This window comes from Paenibacillus anseongensis (assembly GCF_009757995.1).
GTDB lineage: Bacteria > Bacillota > Bacilli > Paenibacillales > NBRC-103111 > Paenibacillus_E > Paenibacillus_E chondroitinus.
In genome coordinates, this window is record NZ_WSEM01000012.1 from 258,525 (window position 1) to 276,285 (window position 17,761).

The 17,761-nt window shown below is 44.8% G+C and carries 24 protein-coding genes; 11 read left to right on the forward strand and 13 right to left on the reverse strand.

The genetic code is table 11. The features are described 5' to 3' along the window. Window positions 1-82: 82 nt before the first annotated feature. Both GON05_RS13560 and GON05_RS13565 read right to left on the reverse strand, forming a co-directional pair. Window positions 83-967 (reverse strand): alpha/beta fold hydrolase, encoded by an 885-nt coding sequence (locus GON05_RS13560; protein ID WP_157319620.1) that lies wholly within the window; start codon window positions 965-967, stop codon window positions 83-85. 72 nt (window positions 968-1,039) lie between these two features. After that, window positions 1,040-1,324: a YuiB family protein gene (locus GON05_RS13565; RefSeq protein WP_127452890.1), complete on the reverse strand. Its 285-nt coding sequence runs from the start codon at window positions 1,322-1,324 to the stop codon at window positions 1,040-1,042. A gap of 179 nt (window positions 1,325-1,503) precedes the next feature. Between GON05_RS13565 and hemQ the strand changes: the two genes are divergently transcribed. Further along, window positions 1,504-2,250 carry a hydrogen peroxide-dependent heme synthase gene (hemQ, locus tag GON05_RS13570; protein ID WP_157319621.1) on the forward strand — a complete coding sequence of 249 codons (747 nt, stop codon included), beginning with the start codon at window positions 1,504-1,506 and terminating at the stop codon, window positions 2,248-2,250. 86 nt (window positions 2,251-2,336) lie between these two features. Here the strand turns inward: hemQ and GON05_RS13575 are convergent, their stop codons facing one another. Then, window positions 2,337-2,618: a hypothetical protein gene (locus GON05_RS13575; protein WP_127452894.1), complete on the reverse strand. Its 282-nt coding sequence runs from the start codon at window positions 2,616-2,618 to the stop codon at window positions 2,337-2,339. 27 nt (window positions 2,619-2,645) lie between these two features. Further along, complete coding sequence (locus tag GON05_RS13580; protein ID WP_157319622.1) at window positions 2,646-3,836, reverse strand: NAD(P)/FAD-dependent oxidoreductase; 1,191 nt, start codon at window positions 3,834-3,836, stop codon at window positions 2,646-2,648. Window positions 3,837-4,270: 434 nt separating this feature from the next. Here GON05_RS13580 and GON05_RS13585 point away from each other — a divergent pair, with 434 nt between their 5' ends. Together GON05_RS13585 and GON05_RS13590 are read left to right on the forward strand one after the other, a co-directional pair. Next, window positions 4,271-5,272, forward strand: coding sequence for an NAD(P)/FAD-dependent oxidoreductase (locus GON05_RS13585; RefSeq protein ID WP_127452898.1), 1,002 nt, complete (start codon window positions 4,271-4,273; stop codon window positions 5,270-5,272). 66 nt (window positions 5,273-5,338) lie between these two features. Further along, window positions 5,339-5,590 (forward strand): hypothetical protein, encoded by a 252-nt coding sequence (locus tag GON05_RS13590; protein ID WP_157319623.1) that lies wholly within the window; start codon window positions 5,339-5,341, stop codon window positions 5,588-5,590. Between the two features lie 35 nt (window positions 5,591-5,625). On the opposite strand, the gene sda is transcribed toward GON05_RS13590, so the two are convergent. Beyond that, window positions 5,626-5,781 carry a sporulation histidine kinase inhibitor Sda gene (gene sda, locus GON05_RS13595; RefSeq protein ID WP_127452902.1) on the reverse strand — a complete coding sequence of 52 codons (156 nt, stop codon included), beginning with the start codon at window positions 5,779-5,781 and terminating at the stop codon, window positions 5,626-5,628. A 339-nt stretch (window positions 5,782-6,120) separates the two neighbouring features. Between sda and GON05_RS13600 the strand changes: the two genes are divergently transcribed. Beyond that, window positions 6,121-6,282, forward strand: a complete 162-nt coding sequence (locus GON05_RS13600; RefSeq protein WP_145666792.1) for a mechanosensitive ion channel protein MscL — start codon at window positions 6,121-6,123, stop codon at window positions 6,280-6,282. A 41-nt stretch (window positions 6,283-6,323) separates the two neighbouring features. Here GON05_RS13600 and GON05_RS13605 read toward each other — a convergent pair whose 3' ends face one another. Next, entirely contained in the window at window positions 6,324-7,004 is a 681-nt protein-coding gene (locus tag GON05_RS13605; RefSeq protein WP_157319624.1) for a glucosaminidase domain-containing protein, read from the reverse strand. Window positions 7,005-7,158: 154 nt separating this feature from the next. On the opposite strand from GON05_RS13605, the gene GON05_RS13610 reads away from it, so the two are divergent. Continuing rightward, entirely contained in the window at window positions 7,159-8,205 is a 1,047-nt protein-coding gene (locus GON05_RS13610; protein ID WP_157319625.1) for a MerR family transcriptional regulator, read from the forward strand. A 74-nt stretch (window positions 8,206-8,279) separates the two neighbouring features. Beyond that, window positions 8,280-8,963, forward strand: a complete 684-nt coding sequence (locus GON05_RS13615; RefSeq protein ID WP_157319626.1) for a class I SAM-dependent methyltransferase — start codon at window positions 8,280-8,282, stop codon at window positions 8,961-8,963. Between the two features lie 389 nt (window positions 8,964-9,352). On the opposite strand, the gene GON05_RS13620 is transcribed toward GON05_RS13615, so the two are convergent. Together GON05_RS13620 and GON05_RS13625 are read right to left on the reverse strand one after the other, a co-directional pair. Then, window positions 9,353-9,724 (reverse strand): HesB/IscA family protein, encoded by a 372-nt coding sequence (locus GON05_RS13620; protein WP_127452912.1) that lies wholly within the window; start codon window positions 9,722-9,724, stop codon window positions 9,353-9,355. A 144-nt stretch (window positions 9,725-9,868) separates the two neighbouring features. Then, complete coding sequence (locus GON05_RS13625; RefSeq protein ID WP_246069031.1) at window positions 9,869-10,048, reverse strand: aspartyl-phosphate phosphatase Spo0E family protein; 180 nt, start codon at window positions 10,046-10,048, stop codon at window positions 9,869-9,871. 371 nt (window positions 10,049-10,419) lie between these two features. Here GON05_RS13625 and mqnE point away from each other — a divergent pair, with 371 nt between their 5' ends. Continuing rightward, the gene (gene mqnE / locus GON05_RS13630) at window positions 10,420-11,520 is read left to right on the forward strand and encodes an aminofutalosine synthase MqnE (RefSeq protein ID WP_127452914.1); all 1,101 of its coding nucleotides are present in this window, start codon (window positions 10,420-10,422) and stop codon (window positions 11,518-11,520) included. Window positions 11,521-11,565: 45 nt separating this feature from the next. After that, the gene (locus tag GON05_RS13635) at window positions 11,566-12,630 is read left to right on the forward strand and encodes an NAD(P)/FAD-dependent oxidoreductase (RefSeq protein WP_157319628.1); all 1,065 of its coding nucleotides are present in this window, start codon (window positions 11,566-11,568) and stop codon (window positions 12,628-12,630) included. Between the two features lie 8 nt (window positions 12,631-12,638). Here GON05_RS13635 and GON05_RS13640 read toward each other — a convergent pair whose 3' ends face one another. Then, window positions 12,639-12,893: a YuzB family protein gene (locus tag GON05_RS13640; RefSeq protein WP_127452918.1), complete on the reverse strand. Its 255-nt coding sequence runs from the start codon at window positions 12,891-12,893 to the stop codon at window positions 12,639-12,641. Window positions 12,894-12,990: 97 nt separating this feature from the next. Here GON05_RS13640 and GON05_RS13645 point away from each other — a divergent pair, with 97 nt between their 5' ends. Next, the gene (locus GON05_RS13645; protein ID WP_157319629.1) at window positions 12,991-13,236 is read left to right on the forward strand and encodes a NifU family protein; all 246 of its coding nucleotides are present in this window, start codon (window positions 12,991-12,993) and stop codon (window positions 13,234-13,236) included. Window positions 13,237-13,290: 54 nt separating this feature from the next. On the opposite strand, the gene GON05_RS13650 is transcribed toward GON05_RS13645, so the two are convergent. From GON05_RS13650 to GON05_RS13665, 4 genes are all read right to left on the reverse strand, one after another. After that, a complete protein-coding gene (locus GON05_RS13650; RefSeq protein WP_157319630.1) occupies window positions 13,291-14,079 on the reverse strand; it encodes an SDR family oxidoreductase in 789 nt (262 codons plus the stop codon). 7 nt (window positions 14,080-14,086) lie between these two features. After that, window positions 14,087-14,797, reverse strand: a complete 711-nt coding sequence (locus tag GON05_RS13655) for a Cthe_2314 family HEPN domain-containing protein (RefSeq protein ID WP_157319631.1) — start codon at window positions 14,795-14,797, stop codon at window positions 14,087-14,089. Window positions 14,798-14,952: 155 nt separating this feature from the next. After that, window positions 14,953-15,852: a COX15/CtaA family protein gene (locus GON05_RS13660; RefSeq protein WP_157319632.1), complete on the reverse strand. Its 900-nt coding sequence runs from the start codon at window positions 15,850-15,852 to the stop codon at window positions 14,953-14,955. Window positions 15,853-16,159: 307 nt separating this feature from the next. Further along, window positions 16,160-16,504 carry a thioredoxin family protein gene (locus tag GON05_RS13665; protein WP_127452929.1) on the reverse strand — a complete coding sequence of 115 codons (345 nt, stop codon included), beginning with the start codon at window positions 16,502-16,504 and terminating at the stop codon, window positions 16,160-16,162. Between the two features lie 187 nt (window positions 16,505-16,691). Here GON05_RS13665 and GON05_RS13670 point away from each other — a divergent pair, with 187 nt between their 5' ends. Next, window positions 16,692-17,531: an SPFH domain-containing protein gene (locus tag GON05_RS13670; protein WP_157319633.1), complete on the forward strand. Its 840-nt coding sequence runs from the start codon at window positions 16,692-16,694 to the stop codon at window positions 17,529-17,531. Window positions 17,532-17,543: 12 nt separating this feature from the next. Then, window positions 17,544-17,744, forward strand: a complete 201-nt coding sequence (locus GON05_RS13675) for a type II toxin-antitoxin system antitoxin (protein ID WP_157319634.1) — start codon at window positions 17,544-17,546, stop codon at window positions 17,742-17,744. Window positions 17,745-17,761 lie beyond the last annotated feature (17 nt).

A 17,761-nucleotide genomic window follows, 5' to 3' on the forward strand; every position in this document is an offset into this window, starting at 1 on the left:
AATGGGGTTGTCTTAAGGTCTACTATGACCTGTGGACACCCCCTTGTCTATAACAACATAACTTATTTCACGCATGCCGGATTCAGCCAGGGGAAGCTTCGGTTTCCTCACTGGCCCGGGTCTCTTCTCCGTACATGGCAGGGTTCATTTTCCTCGCAATAGCCAAATCGAGCAGTCCCCGCTCTGTGTGCTGATCCTCCAGACTCTCCACCCACAGGCGAATCAGATCATTCATTTTGGTTGCGTTTTTGATTGGTATTTGATGCTTCGCATCTTTTATGAAATAGAGTGAGCTGTTGGGCAGACCCTGGTGAAGCAAATGGGCATACCGATGAAAAGAACGATCTTTTCTACCGAACATTAATAAAATCGGATGCTTGATATTCCGGAGTCGATGCGTGCAGGAGTAGGCAATGGTTTGCTTAAAATACATGCAGACATCATTGGACGTGTCTTTCTTCGCGCTCTCGTACAACTGGCGATAGGTTTCATGATTGTCTGCGTTTCCGTTCGTGATAGCTTTCTTCAACAGATCCATCAGCATAACCGGGCCGGTCATATTGCACGCCATCCATACCCTGATTTTGTTATATACGTCGGTCAATTCCGACATGCCGCTCACCACGATTCCTCCAAGGAATCGCTCAGGATAAGCTAACAGCGCTTCCAAAAGGACCATCCCGCCGGTCGAATATCCGCAGAGATAAGCCTTTTCAATCCCGGTTTCATCGAGTAGCATTCGAACATCGCGTGCGATTAACTCCATACTGAGCGGTCGTTCCGAAGCTAGGCTGGACCCGTGACCGCGAATATCAAATGTGATCACCTGAAAATGGTGGGATAACTGTTTTTTTTGATAAAAGAAAGACTCTGAAGTTAACAGAGGCGGATGGATAAACACAATAGGGATGCCGGTTCCTGAAATCTCATAATTCAGAATCGTCCCTTTTAAATGGGCAAAAGGCAAAGTCGTCTCCTCCGTCAGGTCATGTTCAAGAACTTCACCTTATCGTAGCCCGCTTTGCCTTTTATTATTACACTAGAACATTTTGAAGCCTTTAATCCGAAGTGTTTTGATCGCTGATCCGCTAAGAATTGCACCAACCAGGCCGCCGATAGCCGGAACGATATCAACTATCGTAAAGCTTTCCCCGCTGGATAAAAAAGAGGCTGACCCCATTGACCCGTAGATCACAACGCCAATGACCAGTGCGATGAACGCATAGAGTGGAAACCATGTCGTCTTCATCAGCATGTTCAAAATAAAACCGATTCCAAAAAATAACACCATCATTAAGACAGTGGCAATAATCATCTGCAGCAATGTCTGATCCCCCTAATTATGAAACTGATCTTCAGCTTTCTTTTCATTGTAATCCACGAGATCGCACAGGTAAAGTGTACACAAATTGAACATTTTCCATTTCACCCTTTGTTCATTTGCCCTTTCTCCATGAATTGGATACAATGTAGGGGATATTAGCCTTGAATGGAGGAACACCCATGAGTGAAGCCGTACAAACGCTGGAAGGCTGGTATGCGCTCCATGATTTCCGGATGATTGACTGGAACGCATGGCATGCCGCAACCCCGCAAGAGCGTAAACATGCAACGGAAGAGCTGAATACATTCCTATCCGAATGGCAGCAAATTGAAAACGATAAATTAGGCAGCACTGCCGTATATAGCATCGTTGGACAGAAAGCTGACTTTGTATTCATGCAATTGCGCGAAACGTTAGAAGAACTGAATGATTTGGAAAATGCTTTTAATAAATCCAGCTTCGCCGCTTTTACAATCCCGGTATATTCCTATGTTTCTATCGTTGAATTAAGCAGTTACTTAGCTAAACCTGGCGTCGATCCTGCGGATGATCCAGAGATTCAAGCACGTTTGAAGCCAACGCTGCCTAAAGCGAAGCATATCTGCTTCTATCCGATGAACAAGCGTCGCGAAGGCAATGACAACTGGTACATGCTCCCTGCGGACGATCGCAAAACGATGATGCGCAGCCACGGCATGATTGGCCGTACATACGCTGGCAAAGTGAAACAAATCATCACGGGTTCTGTTGGTCTGGATGATTGGGAGTGGGGCGTAACGCTGTTCTCCGACGATCCTCTGCATTTCAAAAAGCTCGTTTATGAAATGCGTTTTGACGAAGTAAGCGCACGTTTCGGTGAATTCGGTGATTTCTACGTGGGTAACTTGCTTACACCTGAGAAGTTTACTAAACTCATTACGGTTTAAAATAAATAGAAGGGCGGACCTCATGTCTGTCCTTCTTTTTGTCTAATAAAAAAAAGCCTGCCCTCTATAGAGCAAGCTTTATCCAATTAATCCTCATCATCGTCGTCGCGGAGCGCAGCGGCAAGTTCGGCTTCCATCTGCGCTTTGCGTGCGAGATACGCCTCGGTATCACGATCCCGCTGCCGACTCTTTTCCTTCAACCGTTCGATGGCTGGAAGGATGAGAATATCGATTTCCTTTTGTACAACTGCTACATGATCGTAACGTTTCTCCGTCTCCAGAAAATGACCGACTTCAATCAGTCCATTGTAACGATCCAGTTCATCCCGGGTAAGAAGTCCTCTTACTTGGACACTGCAGTGCCGCATAGCGATCCCCCCGTTTACGAATGATGACTAGAAACGCCCTTTGCGAATAACGAGCGGAATTCCGCCGATAATGTAGAGGTATCTCATATCAACCACTTTTTTCATCATGGCTGCTACATTACCTTTGAGTTTACGGGACCCAACAATACCGATGGCTTGTCCTTTACCTAAGGAAGCCACTGTACCTTTGTTGGAGAATTTGAAAGTTTTCATTTGCGAACCGCGAATGGAAGCAATCAGGTTATGAGCCACAGCTTCCCCTTGCTGCATTGCGATTTGTGCTGTTGGAGGGTATGGTCGGCCTTCATCGTTCATGACGATGGAACAGTCACCAACAACATAGATATTATCGAATTGAGGAGCACGCAGGTACTCATCAACTTTAATTCTGCCGCGCATCGTTTCAAATCCTGCCTCGTCGAGCATGTGGTTACCGCGGATACCGCCTGTCCAAACAACAGTTGCAGCCTTGATAAACTCATCGCCCGCGATAAGAACGCCTTCCGGAGTGCATTCTTTGATCGCTGTGCCGATTTTGAACGTGATGCCTTTGTCCGTTAAAATTTTCATCGCATACTCAACCAGCTCAGGGTCAAAACCTGGCAGTGCTGTTGGAGCCGCTTCAATATTATAAATCTTCACGAGGGAAGGATCGACGTCGAATTCTTTGCAAAGCTGTGGAATACGATCTGCCAATTCACCGATGAATTCAATACCGGTAAATCCTGCTCCACCGATAACGAATGTCAGGTAATCTTTGCGATCCGGCTCACGCTTGTATTTCGCGAATTGGTACTCAATGTGCTCGCGGATGAAGCGAACACTGTTGATGCTGCGAATATTCAGCGCGTATTCTTTAAGTCCAGGGATTCCGAACGTTTCAGCTTCGCCGCCAAGACCGATAACTAGGTAGTCGTAAGAAAGCGTACCGTCTTCGAGAATAACCTTTTTCTCATGCGGACGGATTTGAGTAACAGTCGACTTCACGAAATCCACTTTGAACTCATCAATCAATTTCAGAATGTTCACGCGTGCATTTTCAGGATTATCTGTTCCTGCAGCAGGCATATGGAGATGCGTGGTAATGTAATGGTAATCATGCTTGTTTACGAGTGTTACATCAGCTTCATTGTAATTTAATTCTTTTTGCAATCGAATTGCAGAAAGAATCCCGCCGTAACCGGCTCCTAGAATAACGATTCTTGGTATTCTACTCATGTCTCTCTCACTTCCATATCCGATTTTATTGTCCCATGGTTTCTCTATCTTGTGAAAATTTACACAAACAGTTTCAAAAGTCGTATACTGCCTCTAGTTTGCTCTCACACACAATGATTTATGATGATCAAAAAATGCATCAAAAAGCACAAATTTAGTCACAACATGGTAAACCGATTCTCATGATATAATATAATTTAAATTAGTAAAGATCAAGTGCTATTTTGGCTTAAAATCAAGCTTACAGCCGCTTCAGCCCTGTCCAACCATTGTAAGCATTACTTATCATATTTATAAGCGATTTATATAAAGAATTCACACTTTTCTGTTTCCTTCATTAGAAGAGACGTTTATAATGGAATAATGATTGTGGCAATTCTTGCAATTCTGAGAATAGTGGCACATCAAAGGAAATGAATCGGAGGAGTTTAACAATGATCGAGAAAGAAACTAATCAAGACATCGTTGATATTATTGTCATCGGTGGTGGACCTGCTGGGATGTTCGCATCCTTCTACGCTGGAATGCGCCATGCGTCCGTGAAAATTATTGAAAGCATGCCGCAACTAGGTGGACAGCTTGCCGCGCTTTACCCTGAGAAGTACATTTATGACGTAGCCGGATTCCCGAAAGTAACGGCGCAAGATCTAGTCAATAACTTACTAGCTCAAATGAAACACTTTCCTATAGATGTTTGCCTAGAAGAGAAAGTACATCAAGTTGTTAAAAAAGAAGAGCGTCTTTTCGAAATCACAACGGACAAAGGTACGCACACTAGCCGCGCCGTTATTATCACAGGCGGAGTTGGCGCATTCGAACCGCGTCGCTTGGAACTTCCAGAAGCCGCACAATACGAGAAAAAGAACTTACACTATTTCGTAAGCGATTTGAACGCATTTGCCGGCCAAAAAGTATTGATCAGCGGTGGCGGCGATTCCGCGGTAGACTGGGCGCTCATGCTAGAGCCGATTGCTGAGAAAGTGACGCTGATTCACCGTCGCGATAAATTCCGCGCACACGAGCATAGTGTTGAGAACCTGATGAACTCTAAAGTAAACATCGTAACGCCTACAGAAATTACGAAGCTTCAAGGCAGCGACCGCATTGAGCAAGTTACACTCAAAGATATCAAGTCAGGCGAAGAAACCGTGCATGATGTGGATGCTGTTATCGTTAACTTCGGATTCGTATCATCCCTAGGACCGATTGCTGAGTGGGGACTTAACATTGAAAACGGCTCGATCGTTGTTGACTCCAGAATGGAAACGAACATTCCAGGTATCTTTGCTGCTGGGGATATCACGACATATCCGGGCAAATTGAAATTGATTGCTGTTGGCTTCGGCGAAGCACCTACGGCGATTAATAATGCCAAAGTGTATATCGACCCAACTGCTAAGCTTTCACCAGGACACAGCTCCAATTTGAAATTTTAATTCATAATCTTTCTACATAAAAAGGGGTATTCTATACCTAATCTTCGGATTAGGAGGAATACCCCTTTGTCATCTATATGTCCGGTTTGCAATGGCCTGCAGGAATTAACCACCGACTGCCCCGTGTGCTCACATACCATGTGTGATGGCGGCAGACTAAGCGACTACCTTGGTCCCTACTCCCCTTATCGGGAGATTGATGTGTACTCGATGTCCGATTCGGACGGCACGTTGTCGGGTCATGGTGGTGAATGCCTTCATTTGCTCAATTGCCCCGATTGTATGCACAGTTTAACCATTCAGATACCGAATCTATGAGCATCAACTCTCTTAGATATGTATCTGTTAACCCATTAGTTGAGCGGAGCTTCATCCTTGATGTAGACTTGCAGCTTCAAGTTGCGTCTCTGGATTTCGGCGAGCAATAGATCAACAAAATCTGATTCTAATCTCAAATCCAGTGCTTTGTAATAAGAGTCGATCAATGTTTCGTCGCTAATTTGTCTCACTGAAATCACCTTTATTCTATAATTTGTAATTATATTATCATGGGGTTAAAAATAGAACAACTGTTCCATTATCCACAGAAAATTGTGTATATCCTGTGGGTAAATTGTTGATATCCCCCCTAAACGGTATGATTGCTTGGGGGATATTGTGTATAAAGTTATACACATGCTAGACTATGCGGATACTGATAAAAAAAATTGATCGCTTAATTTGTAAAAATCCGTGTAATACTTAATATTTCCTTAACGAAGTTCACAAATTTGAAAAGAAATTTTAATCGCCCGTTAATATTCATTGTTTATAATACGATTAGAAAGTTAATCAAAGGAGTGATAGACATGATCGTCTACGATATTGTACTGAATGGTGAAATCAAGGAAACGATTAAGCCCAAAAAGAACCGCTTGAAAGAAATCTACACGTATATGCTAGATCAAACAAAGCTTATGAAGGCTAAATATGGCGAGAACGTAAAAATTAAAAGCCGCATCGTGTACTAGGAATGATTCCCCGTCACTTGCGGCTCTTTTTTTCGGCTATGTTAGATAATCCCTTTACGATGAAGCACCGTCAACAAGCGGTAAAAGTCATAACTTCCGTTTTTCGGGGTATCAATAAGGCCCGCTTTAACCGCCGCATCAACCGCAGCTTTGGCCCACTCGGGCACTTCTTTTAGCGCCGCTTGTCCTTCTAATGCGCTTATTCTGGTCTGTAAGGCAGCAATTTGTGCCTGCAGCTGTTCTAACATTTTCACAACCTCCTCATCATATCTCGTTAATCCGTTTGTTTGTATCAAATTATTAAGCTTACTTGCGTAAGAGATATCTGTGGCGTAGCCGCTGCTCTGCAAGGCTTGTGTTTGTTCTCCTGGACTTTTGGCGTTCCTTACATTCACATATCGGGGCAGCTGGAAGAGGAGATCTTGATCCCGAAAGCAGAATTCGATCGATGGATACGCGCGGAAATCACTAGGCACATTATCGTAACGCACACCGTTTACCATCTCCCAAGTCAAGGCCGATACTCTGTCTCCTGTCCAATAAGGTGTAAGCACACCACTGCCAACCTTATATCCTACCAAATTGTTCCACGCATTCACGTTTCCACCCGTTTCTAGAATCGCCTGTGCGATACGAACGGAAGGGAAAATCGGAGAGTGATCCAGACGAAGTTCTACAGCAATTGGAGCAATCAGCTCGATAAATGCTTGTCTAGTTACCATGCACTCACCCCCTTTTCCTAGTTCAAGCTAGTACTCTTTCAATCTATTCTATTCTTCTGTGAGCAAAAGGTTCCCCTTATGAGGACTCCGTCTCAGTCCCACTTTACTTTTCCCTTAGGTTAAGGTTTAGTAAGGAAAGGAGGGCTGATTGAATATGCAAATCAAAGAATTAGCAGAGAAGCTTAACATTTCTCCAAGAACCATCCGCTTTTATGAACAAAAAGGGCTGATTTCTCCCCACAAGCAAGAACACAATTTATATAGAAGATTTACGGAAAAAGAAGTATGGCGGTTACAAACAATCATTTCGCTGAGAGAAGCCGGGATGACGATTGAGGATATTAAAAAAGCGTTGCCTCTAGCCGGCGATGAAGATACCGAACAACTTCAGTATTATTTGGAAATGCAGCGATCCATCATCTTTTCTCAGTGGCTGGAGCTCAAACAAATTATTGAAACGACGGATACAATGATTGATCTTTTAAAATATCAACAAACGCTTCCATTAGAAGATATTTTCTTGCTAGCGGAAGGGTCCAAACGATGGAGAGAAACCAGAAAAAATTGGAATGACAAATGGAATTTCGACCATCAAGCCTTAACCCATGACAACAATGTAGTCAATAATGATAGAGAATATAAGGATTATGAGAAAGCTCTGCAAACTACAATCGATTGGGTTGCTCCCAAGGCGGGTGAACGGGGACTTGATATTGGAACAGGGACGGGAAATTTGGCAGGCAAGTTTCTGGAGAAGGGAATTCCTATCGCCGGAATCGATCAATCCAAGGAAATGCTGAAGCATTGCGGGCGCAAGCATCCACAGATGGAACTTAAGCTGGGGAACTTTCTTGCTATTCCATATCTGGATGGACAATTTGATTTCATTGTAACCAGTTTTGCCCTGCACCATATTTCCGATGAACAAAAAATACTGGCCCTTGGCGAAATGCGCCGCGTATTGAAACCCCACGGCCGAATATGCATCACGGATTTAATGTTTGAAAACGAAGATCAAAAAGTACAGTACATAGCTGATTTAGAGCGCCAAGGCAGAACGGAGGACATCCAGCTGATTCTGAATGCCTATTACGCCACGAACTCTACGCTGCTAAGCTGGTTTGACGAAAACGGGTATATCACCAAGCATAAACAACTGAATGAGCTGCTCACCATGGTTTATGCCGTTCCAATCCGCTAAATAAATTGTTGACCTTCTCCTTACGTCAATCCTTACGATGAACTTGTAACGTAACTTAAGGAGGAGTTTGACCTATGCCTAACCATGATGAAATTTACAAACTAGAAGCAGAAACTTACGATCTGCTCATCTCTAAGCAGCCGAGTCTCTTAGATGTAATCGAAAGCATCCAACCTGTCGAAGGTCTAGACATCCTAGATCTAGGGGCTGGCTCTGGCAGATTGACCCGTGTACTTGCCCCTAAGGCCAAATCCATCTTGGCCGTCGATGCATCAGAAGCCATGTTGCAAGTAACGGCACATAGTCTTCAAGAAGCCGGCCTGCACAACTGGAGCATTCAGGTGGCCGACCATCGAGCTCTCCCTGTCCGTGATAACAGCTACGATTTAATCGTTTCAGGCTGGAGTATCTGTTATTTAGGGAGCTCTGATATCCCGAATTGGCAAGAAAACATCCGCCAGGTGCTGACGGAAATAAAGCGCGTGCTGCGCCCTGGCGGTTGCGCCATTATTTTCGAGAATTTCGGAACGGGTTCGACTGTCCCTAATCCCCCGAGTTTTCTGCGTGCTTACTATGATTTGCTTGAAAACGAATTCGGGATGTCCCACACTTGGATTCGGACGGATTATCAATTTGACAACTTGGAGGAGGCGGAGCGGCTGAGTCGTTTTTTCTTTGGTGATGAGCTGGCTCAGCAAGTTGTTCAAGAAGGGTGGATACAGCTTCCGGAGTGCGCGGGGATTTGGTGGCTGCGCTAGAGAAGCTCAGAGTTCCACTCCCTGCTCCTCATCGTGTGGCACCGTAAAATCAAAAAAAAGAAGCAGCGAAATGATCTGCTGCTTCTTACTTATTATAAAAGAAGACTCAACGCTTCTATCCATTAGCCAGAAAATGATTCGAGGATAATTTTGACCAATAAGAACGGAAGAGCGCCAATGGAGATAAACGCATATAAAAATCCTTGCAAAAAGTTTCTGAACAGTTTCACCAAAATCACTCCCATCTAAATTCGTCAAGATTGTGAACTTTCTTCAATTATACTCCTTCGCCAGCAAAGTTTTATGAAAATAAGATTAATTCTTTCATTGCTTGTCCATAAATGGGCACAAAAAAAAGAGCAGCTATAAGCCGCTCTCATCTTTATTGATTAAGCCTCAACTTTATCATCGCAAGGCTCAGGTGTTCCTTCATAATCTGCCGGTTTGAAGGAAGATCCGCAACCGCAGGAAGCTACTGCATTCGGGTTGTTGATGGTGAAACCGCCGCCCATACCCTTGTCTTCAAAGTCGATTTGGACGCCGTACAAATATTTGGCGCTTTCTTCATCCACAACCACTTTCACGCCGTGAATAGTAAATTCTTTATCGTCAGCCTTTTGATCATCGTCGAAGCCCATCCCGTAAGAATACCCGCTGCAACCGCCAGCTTTGACGCCTAGTCGCAAGAACAGGTTCGGTGATTCTTCTGAAGCCAAAAGTTCTTTAATTTTATCACTCGCAGATTCGCTAATGTTAATCATAACGGAAATCCCTCCTTGATGTTTCCCATTGTGGAAAACTGGCATTATCCATAAGTTTCGTAATGCTTACTATCAAGTATACTCCTATTCCATGCATTGCTCAAGGGCAGCTGCGCATACATGGCTAGCAAAGTTCCCAAAGCCTTACTGCTTGCGTTGCATCGCATAATATTGCAAGATCAACTGATCCAATTCTCGACTACACTGTTGCACTTCAGGATGCAGGAAACCATATTCAGTGCCTAAAGCCACCATTTGGTCTCGAAGCTGTTCGATTGCTATATCTAATCGTTCCTGCAGTTCGGTCACGAAATATGTTGGCACGATATAATCACCTTTTAACCCTACGTAATCACATTGCAATAGTATACAGGAATTTGTTAATATTGGGAATAACCTTTTACGAATTTTGATAGCAAAATTTGTAGATTTCCTAGATTGTCAATTTATGTCCATGTTCATCATATTGCCCCCTCCCACAGGGAGGTTTATAATGATTAGGAAAGTTTGTACGTTTATTGAAAACTTAGAGAGTCTTTGAGCCAAACTCAGAGCTCCCTATATGTGTGAATTCCTGAACCGAACTGGCTGACAGGTAGGCGAGCCACTCACACCGCTAAGGCGCATGAAATCATCTGCAGATGGATGCGTCGATTCTTTATGTGCTTTATTTTGATTTCATAGGAGGAATGAAGATGAGTGTAATCACCACAGACCCGATCAAACGGATGGCGGAAATTGCCGACAAAGTTGAACACGGTCAACGTCTATCCCTGGAGGATGGATTATTTTTGTATGAATCGGACGATCTTCTGAGCATAGGTCAAATGGCAAACAAAGTAAACACACGATTGAACGGAAACAAGGTTTATTTTGTGCAAAATATGAGTTTGTATTTCACGAATGTGTGTGAGGAGCATTGTGCTTTTTGCCATTTCCGCCGCGATGAGGGCGAAGAAGGTTCATACACGCTTACGCCAAGCCAAATGTTAGAGTATGTAGCTGAACATTATAACCCAGAAATCAGAGAGTTCCATATTAGCCAAGGGCATAATCCTCATTTGCCTTTTGAATATTACGTTGATTGCATTCGCCAATTGAAAAATGCCTACCCTGATGTGACCATTAAGGCGCATACCGCGGCAGAAATTGAATTTTTCTCACGGATTAGCGGCTTAAGCTACCGAGATGTCTTGAAGACGTTGATGGATGCAGGCCTATCCACACTGCCAGGTGGTGGTGCAGAGATTCTTACGGAGCGCTACCGGTCCAAAATGAAAGTCGAAAAAGCTTCTTCGGAAGAATGGCTCGACGTTCATCGTAATGCCCACTTGCTTGGCATGAAAACTCACGCCACGATGCTGTACGGCTCGATTGAGACAAAAGAAGAACGTATTCGCCATATGATGCTTTTACGCGAACTGCAAGACGAAACAAACGGTTTCTTGGTCTTCATTCCGAACTCCATCCAACCTGCCAGCAAAAACGCGGGCCTCAAAAGACGCGTACCTGCTTGGGACGAGCTGAAAACCATCGCGATCAGCCGTTTAATGCTGGATAATTTCCCTCATATCAAAGCTTACTTCATTAATATTGGTACGAAATTGACTCAACTTTCCTTCACCTTCGGCGCTTCCGATGCCCATGGCACAATTGTGAAAGAGAAGATTTCACACGCAGCTGGCGCGCTATCCCCTGAAGGTCTTACTAGGGACGAGCTTGTTTGGTTAATTCAAGGTGCTGGACGTACAGCCGTTGAACGCGACACCTTTTATAATGAAATCAAAGTGTATTAGTCATACTAGAGAAGAGAGAATAGTCAAGAAGGGATACGGAGTGTTATGAAAAAATTTGTGATTCTCGGAGGAGGTTATGGCGGTCTGACCATAGCCTTGAACATGCTGGAGAAAGATTTGCCGGAAGATACCATACTGGAAATGATCGATCGGAGTCCTTTCCAAGGGCTCAAAACGGAATATTACGCACTTGCTTCAGGGACAATTGCAGAAACGCATATTCGAGTAGCTTATCCGGATGATCCTCGTTTATTGCTGACTTACGGAGAAGTGTCCTCGGTGGATTTGGAGAAAAAGGAAATTCTTTTCGAAGATAGAGAACCTGTCACGTATGATTGGCTTGTAATTGGTCTAGGCTGTGTAGATAGCTATCATGGCATCACGGGTGCCAAAGAGTTCTCCTCCAGCATTCAAACGCTGGCGCAAACACGCGCTACGTACCAACGCATCAATAACATTGCGCCTTATGGGCAAGTTTCTATTATCGGCGGCGGTTTAAGCGGTGTGGAAATGGCTGCGGAGTTAAGAGAAAGCCGGGCCGATCTGAACATTCGACTTATCGACCGCGGTCCAAGTCTTCTGTCCGCTTTCCCAAGCAACCTGCAGCAATATGTGCGGGAATGGATGACCCAGCATCACATCGAGCTTCGCCCGAATGTTTCTTTATGCCGTCTGGATGGTGGAGATTTGTACAACGGGGATGAAATCATTCAAACCGATGCGACCATTTGGACAGCAGGCATTCAGCCGAATCCAATTGTTGAAGCCCTGAACGTACCCAAAGACCGTCAAGGGCGTATTATGTTAAATGAGTATCACCAAATTCCAGATCATAAAGACGTGTATGTTGTCGGCGACTGCGCTTCCCTGCCATTCTCGCCAAGTGCGCAAGCGGCACAAGCGCAAGGCAAGCAGATTGCTGAAGTCATGCAAGCGATTTGGAAAGGTGAAACGCCGCGGCTTGGTGAGATTAAACTCAGAGGTACATTAGGTTCACTCGGTAAAAAAGCTGGGTTCGGGATCATGGGTAAACGCACACTGATGACAGGCAAAATCGCCCGTATGCTAAAAAGTGGCGTTCTCTGGAAATCGAAACGCCACTTCGGATAAGTTCAGGCTCAATCGCTTAGCAGATCGTACATCGCTTCAATCTCTTTGATCTTCGCAAGAATGAGTTCGTGAAGTTGATCTGCGTTCTCTGCGGCAATGATTTCGCCGTTCAATAGAGCATAGGGCTCCATGTAGCACTGTCCGCAATTACCAAGACAGCCATATTCGATGACATCATAGTCGGGATTTTGTTCTAGTGCTTTCATGACTTTCTCTGTTCCATTGTGCATGTTGCTGGCGCAAAACTCTATGATTGGTCTCATAATAAAAATTCCACCTTATGTCGATATATTCAAGTTGAAAACCATTTTCATTTAATCATTATTGTAATATAATATTAAAAGAAAGGAGATGAATCAAATGTCTGAAAAAACAAAAGAAGCTATTTATGATGAAGTCCTTGAGGTTTTAGATAAACTTCGTCCTTTTCTACAACGCGATGGCGGCGACGTGGATCTCGTTGACGTAGAAGATGGTATTGTGAAGCTGAAACTGATGGGTGCTTGTGGAAGCTGCCCGAGTTCAACTATTACGTTGAAAGCTGGTATCGAACGTGCACTTGTTGAAGAAGTTGAAGGTATAACTGAAGTCGTGCAAGTGTTCTAATACGACTATATCATAAGAAAGAGCTTACCACTATGGTAAGCTCTTTTTGCTAATCTATTTGCGTTGATTAAGCAGCGGCAGCGGCTGGATGGGGTCGAGTCCTCCAGATATATCCATGATGTTGCCCGTGATGAAATCAGAAGACGGCAAGCATAAGAATTCGATGACCCTGGCCACATCCTCGCCAGTCCCCGGTCTACCTACCGGCGTTTCGCCGTCGACCTCCAGACGGGCCTCCTGCATCGTGCGCTCTTTATTTTTCCCGCGAATGTCGCCTGGGCAAATCATATTCACGGTGATCCCGTGGCTGGCTTCTTCTTCGGCCAATGTCTTTGTGAAGGAGACCAAGCCCACCTTCGCTGCCGCGTAGACAGCGCGATGTGTCCAGCCTCTTGCTTCAGCGGCTCGGCCAAATCCAAAATGGATAATCCGCCCCCACCGCTTCTCCCTCATCATCGGCAAAACCAATTGATCAAGTTCCATAACGCCAAGCAAATTGCCGCGCATTAAATATTCAATTTCATCGACACCATAATCAGCAAAAAACCGTCGTTCCCGGAAAAAAGGTCCCGCATTATTCACGAGAATATCGATCGGGCCCAGCTCTGACGCTGTTTGTTCCACCATGCGTGTTATGTCTTCCCGCTTAGCGACATCGCCTTGGACGGCCATACTGCGAACACCAAAATCTTGCAAGAGATGGACAAGCTCAGTGGCTTCCCTTTCACTATTTACATAATTGACAGCCACCTGACACCCTTGTCTAGCCATCGTGATGGCGGTCATTTTGCCGAGTCCTTTCGCACTGCCTGTAATAAGAACCGTTCGGCCTCTTAATTCCATGGTCCTCTTACCCCTTTGCAATACTAGCCGTAATATAAGAGAATGCTATGATTAAGGTTCGGCAAACCATATCAAATCCCTGCTGAAGATCGGCGACATTTGATTTTACATTTTCGACATGAATCCGATCCCCCGGATACGGCTCTTTTTGCATCAGATCATCCAGCATCTCAGCATTAATATAGTGAATCTCCATATTGCGTTGATTGCGCAGCCGATCGAGCGGAGATTTATAATCCATTTTGAGCGTATACAGCTGAACTTCTAGCGCCCCGTGAATTTTCTTCTCATGCATCCTGCGCAATACCGTAAAGTACGAATACCGCGCTTTCAGCACCTCCGTCTTGAGCTCAAATAAATCATTCATGAATGTACCCAATTTGTCCAAAATGGAAAACAACCGAATGAAGGCATTTTTGAAAAAATAAACGAAAAGGCGATAGGCTTCCATCTCTTGCGCGTTCATATCTTCGAGAAACATTTTATTGATATGCTCAGCGTAACGCTCACAGCAGTATTTGCTTTGTTCAAGCTCGTCTAATGCATCAATGAACCCTTTACTCCAGATCGCTTGCCGATGGTATTTCGGGTAGTCTGAGGCCGTGTGGTGATGTTCCTTCGATTCCAAATGCTCGATAAACACTCTTACTGCATTGCCGGCCTCCAGCAGGAGTCCGCTGTCTACCCGCTCTGGTTCATGGAATAATGCTCGCAGCATGGGTACACCCCCTTTTTTAGTAAGCTTTATGGATGAACAACAATAGAAGTAAGTATGGGCATAAATAAAAAGAAATAGCCCTCTCTATAGTAAGAAGGCCTCTTCTCCCACAAAACCGTTCTGTCCTATTGCCAGAAATCAGCCCAATCCGGGCCTTATGCTTTGCGATCATATAGCGTAAGCACGCATAAATAACATAGAAATCCAAACATACCGGCAACGATTACCGCATGCACCATGCCAGTTAGCAAATAAGCGAGTTCATTCCCCATCGACCAAGTGACGACAGCTCCGCTGATAACTTGCAGGGAAACTAGAATGAGTGCCCATTTACTGCCAAAGCGCAATTTGTCTGAGCTCTGGTAATAACGTTTTGCCTGAAAGTAAAGAAAGAGAATGCACAGGAACAGCAGTAAAGCCGCAATCCGGTGTGTAAAAACGATGCCCGTCGCACCACTAAGCTCAGGGATGACTTGCCCATTGCATAATGGCCAACCTGAACATCCGCCAGATGATACCGTATGACGAACGAAAGCACCCAAGTAAACAACAATATAGCTATAGATCGTCGTAATCCATACGATCGCCTTAAAGGAACTGCGAATGGCTGTATCTCTTTGAAATTGGCCCCATGGTGTGAATACAAGCGCAAGCAGCAGGGAAAACGCAAACGCCAGGAGGGATAAGCCAAAATGAAGCGCCAGTACGAGTGAAGATTGCGGCCAAACAACGGCGAGTGCGCCCATTACGGCTTGTACCAGTGTCATAACAACGGTTCCAGTGATGAAGTATTTCGCATCTTTCCGTTTGACATAACGAAACACTAAGATGAATGTGGCAATCAGGATTAGCGTCACGATACCGACGACCAGTCGATGACTGTATTCGATAAACGATGATATCGTATGCGCCGGGACGAATTTCCCATGACATAGCGGCCACTCGTCTCCGCAGCCTCTTCCTGCGTCAGCCTTTGTAACCAAGGCCCCCATTGCAAGAATGAGAAACATGCCGATGGCGGACAAATTCGCTAGCCTTTGAATCAGTTTTTGCATGATTGCACCTACTTTTACGTCGTGACTTCTGTGGATCTTGTCGAATATTCGTTTGGTTCGTTTTCAATTATATCTTTAAAAAGTTGGCAAATCCATTCGCAATTGTTACAAAGCTCCGAAACCACCGCTATTCGGCCAAACTCATGGCGAAGTTGTGATTTTCACGCTATATCCAAGGATAAACGACTTTGTCGTCCTTTAGGACGAGCGGGTTTATCAAGGTAGAGCGAAGCAAAAGTAAAAAAACTTTTACTTTCTTATCTACTAAAAAAACGACTCTGAAAAGAGCCGTTTCTCTTCCTTCTATTTATGGGGCAAGAGCACCTGATACCTCGAGAGCCCGATCAAGGAACTGCTCAATTTCTTCGCGTGTTTTACGCAACTTGCTGACGAAACGAACAAGCTCTTTGCCGTCGCGGAAGGCGATAAAGCTTGGAATACCGAGAATGTTCAGCTGCTCGCACAAATCCGGCACTTCGTCGCGATCCAGTTCAACGAAAGTAATCCGTCCTTTATAAGCTTCTTCTACAGCCGGCATGAATGGCTCAATAAAGTGGCAGTCTTTGCACCAAGTAGCTTTAAATACAGCAATCGTTAATACCGGTTGTGAGATTTGTTCTTGAAAAGCTTGTTCATTGGAAATTTTCAACATGATGAGCACCTCACTGCTTAGGAATTTATTAACTTATAGCATGCCCCAAAAAGCGTGTCAAGATTTACGAATGACAGCATCTTCCTATTTGCGTATATTTACATTATTAGTAAAAAGTGATATCATAATTATATCAAATAGATATTCAAATGAAGTGGCTACTCCAACTTGAAGGGATGTTGATTACATGAAGGAAAAACAAGCTTGGTCCATTAATGGATTTCTTGGTATTTTGTTATTTATTATTGGCGGAGGATTAGGGGTTTTACTCCTGACACAGGAACGTATCTTGCCGGGTGTCATTTTAATCATACTTGGCGTTATCTTTGTTTCGACCATTACAGCCGTACAGCCGAATGAAGCTTCCGTCGTCACGTTCTTCGGCAGCTATCTAGGTACGATCCGGAAGAGCGGGCTGTGGCTTATTGTTCCATTTTCAAATCGAAAGAAAATTTCCTTGCGGGTTCGCAATTTTAACAGCGTCAAATTGAAAGTCAACGATATCGAGGGCAATCCGATCGAAATCGCCGCCGTCGTCGTGTTCAAAGTCGTAGATACGTACAAAGCGCTATTTGATGTAGATAGCTATGAGAAGTTCGTCGAAATTCAAAGTGAAACGGCGCTTCGCCATGTAGCAAGCAAATATCCTTACGACCGTTTCGACAGCGAAGGTTATTCGCTCCGGGGGAATGCCGATGAAGTAGCCGCTGAGCTTAGTCTTGAGCTTCAGCATCGTCTCTCGGTTGCAGGTGTCGAGGTCATGGAATCTCGTCTCACTCACCTTGCTTACTCCACCGAAATTGCCAGCGCCATGCTTCAGCGTCAGCAAGCTTCAGCTATTTTATCCGCCCGCCAAACGATCGTTGACGGAGCTGTCGGCATGGTTCAGATGGCCATCGCCCGCCTCGAAGCCGAAGGCTTGCAGCTCGATGAAGAGAGGAAGGCGGCCATGATCAACAATTTGCTTGTAGCCATTGTATCGGACCGCTCAGCGAATCCGGTCATTAATACCGGCTCGCTATACTAAACGGGCACCGCTATGGCTCCTAAGAAAAACTTCGCGCTCCGACTCGATCCCAAGCTCTATGAAGCTTTGGAGCGCTGGGCGGAGGATGAGTTCCGGAGCGTTAACAGCCATATTGAGTATTTGCTTCGCGAATCGATGCAGCGGGCGGGACGATTGCCGAAGGTCCGACCCTATGGCTCTGACTCGGAAAAAGATGAGCAAGTTGATTCTTGAAGGTGTGCCGGGCAGGC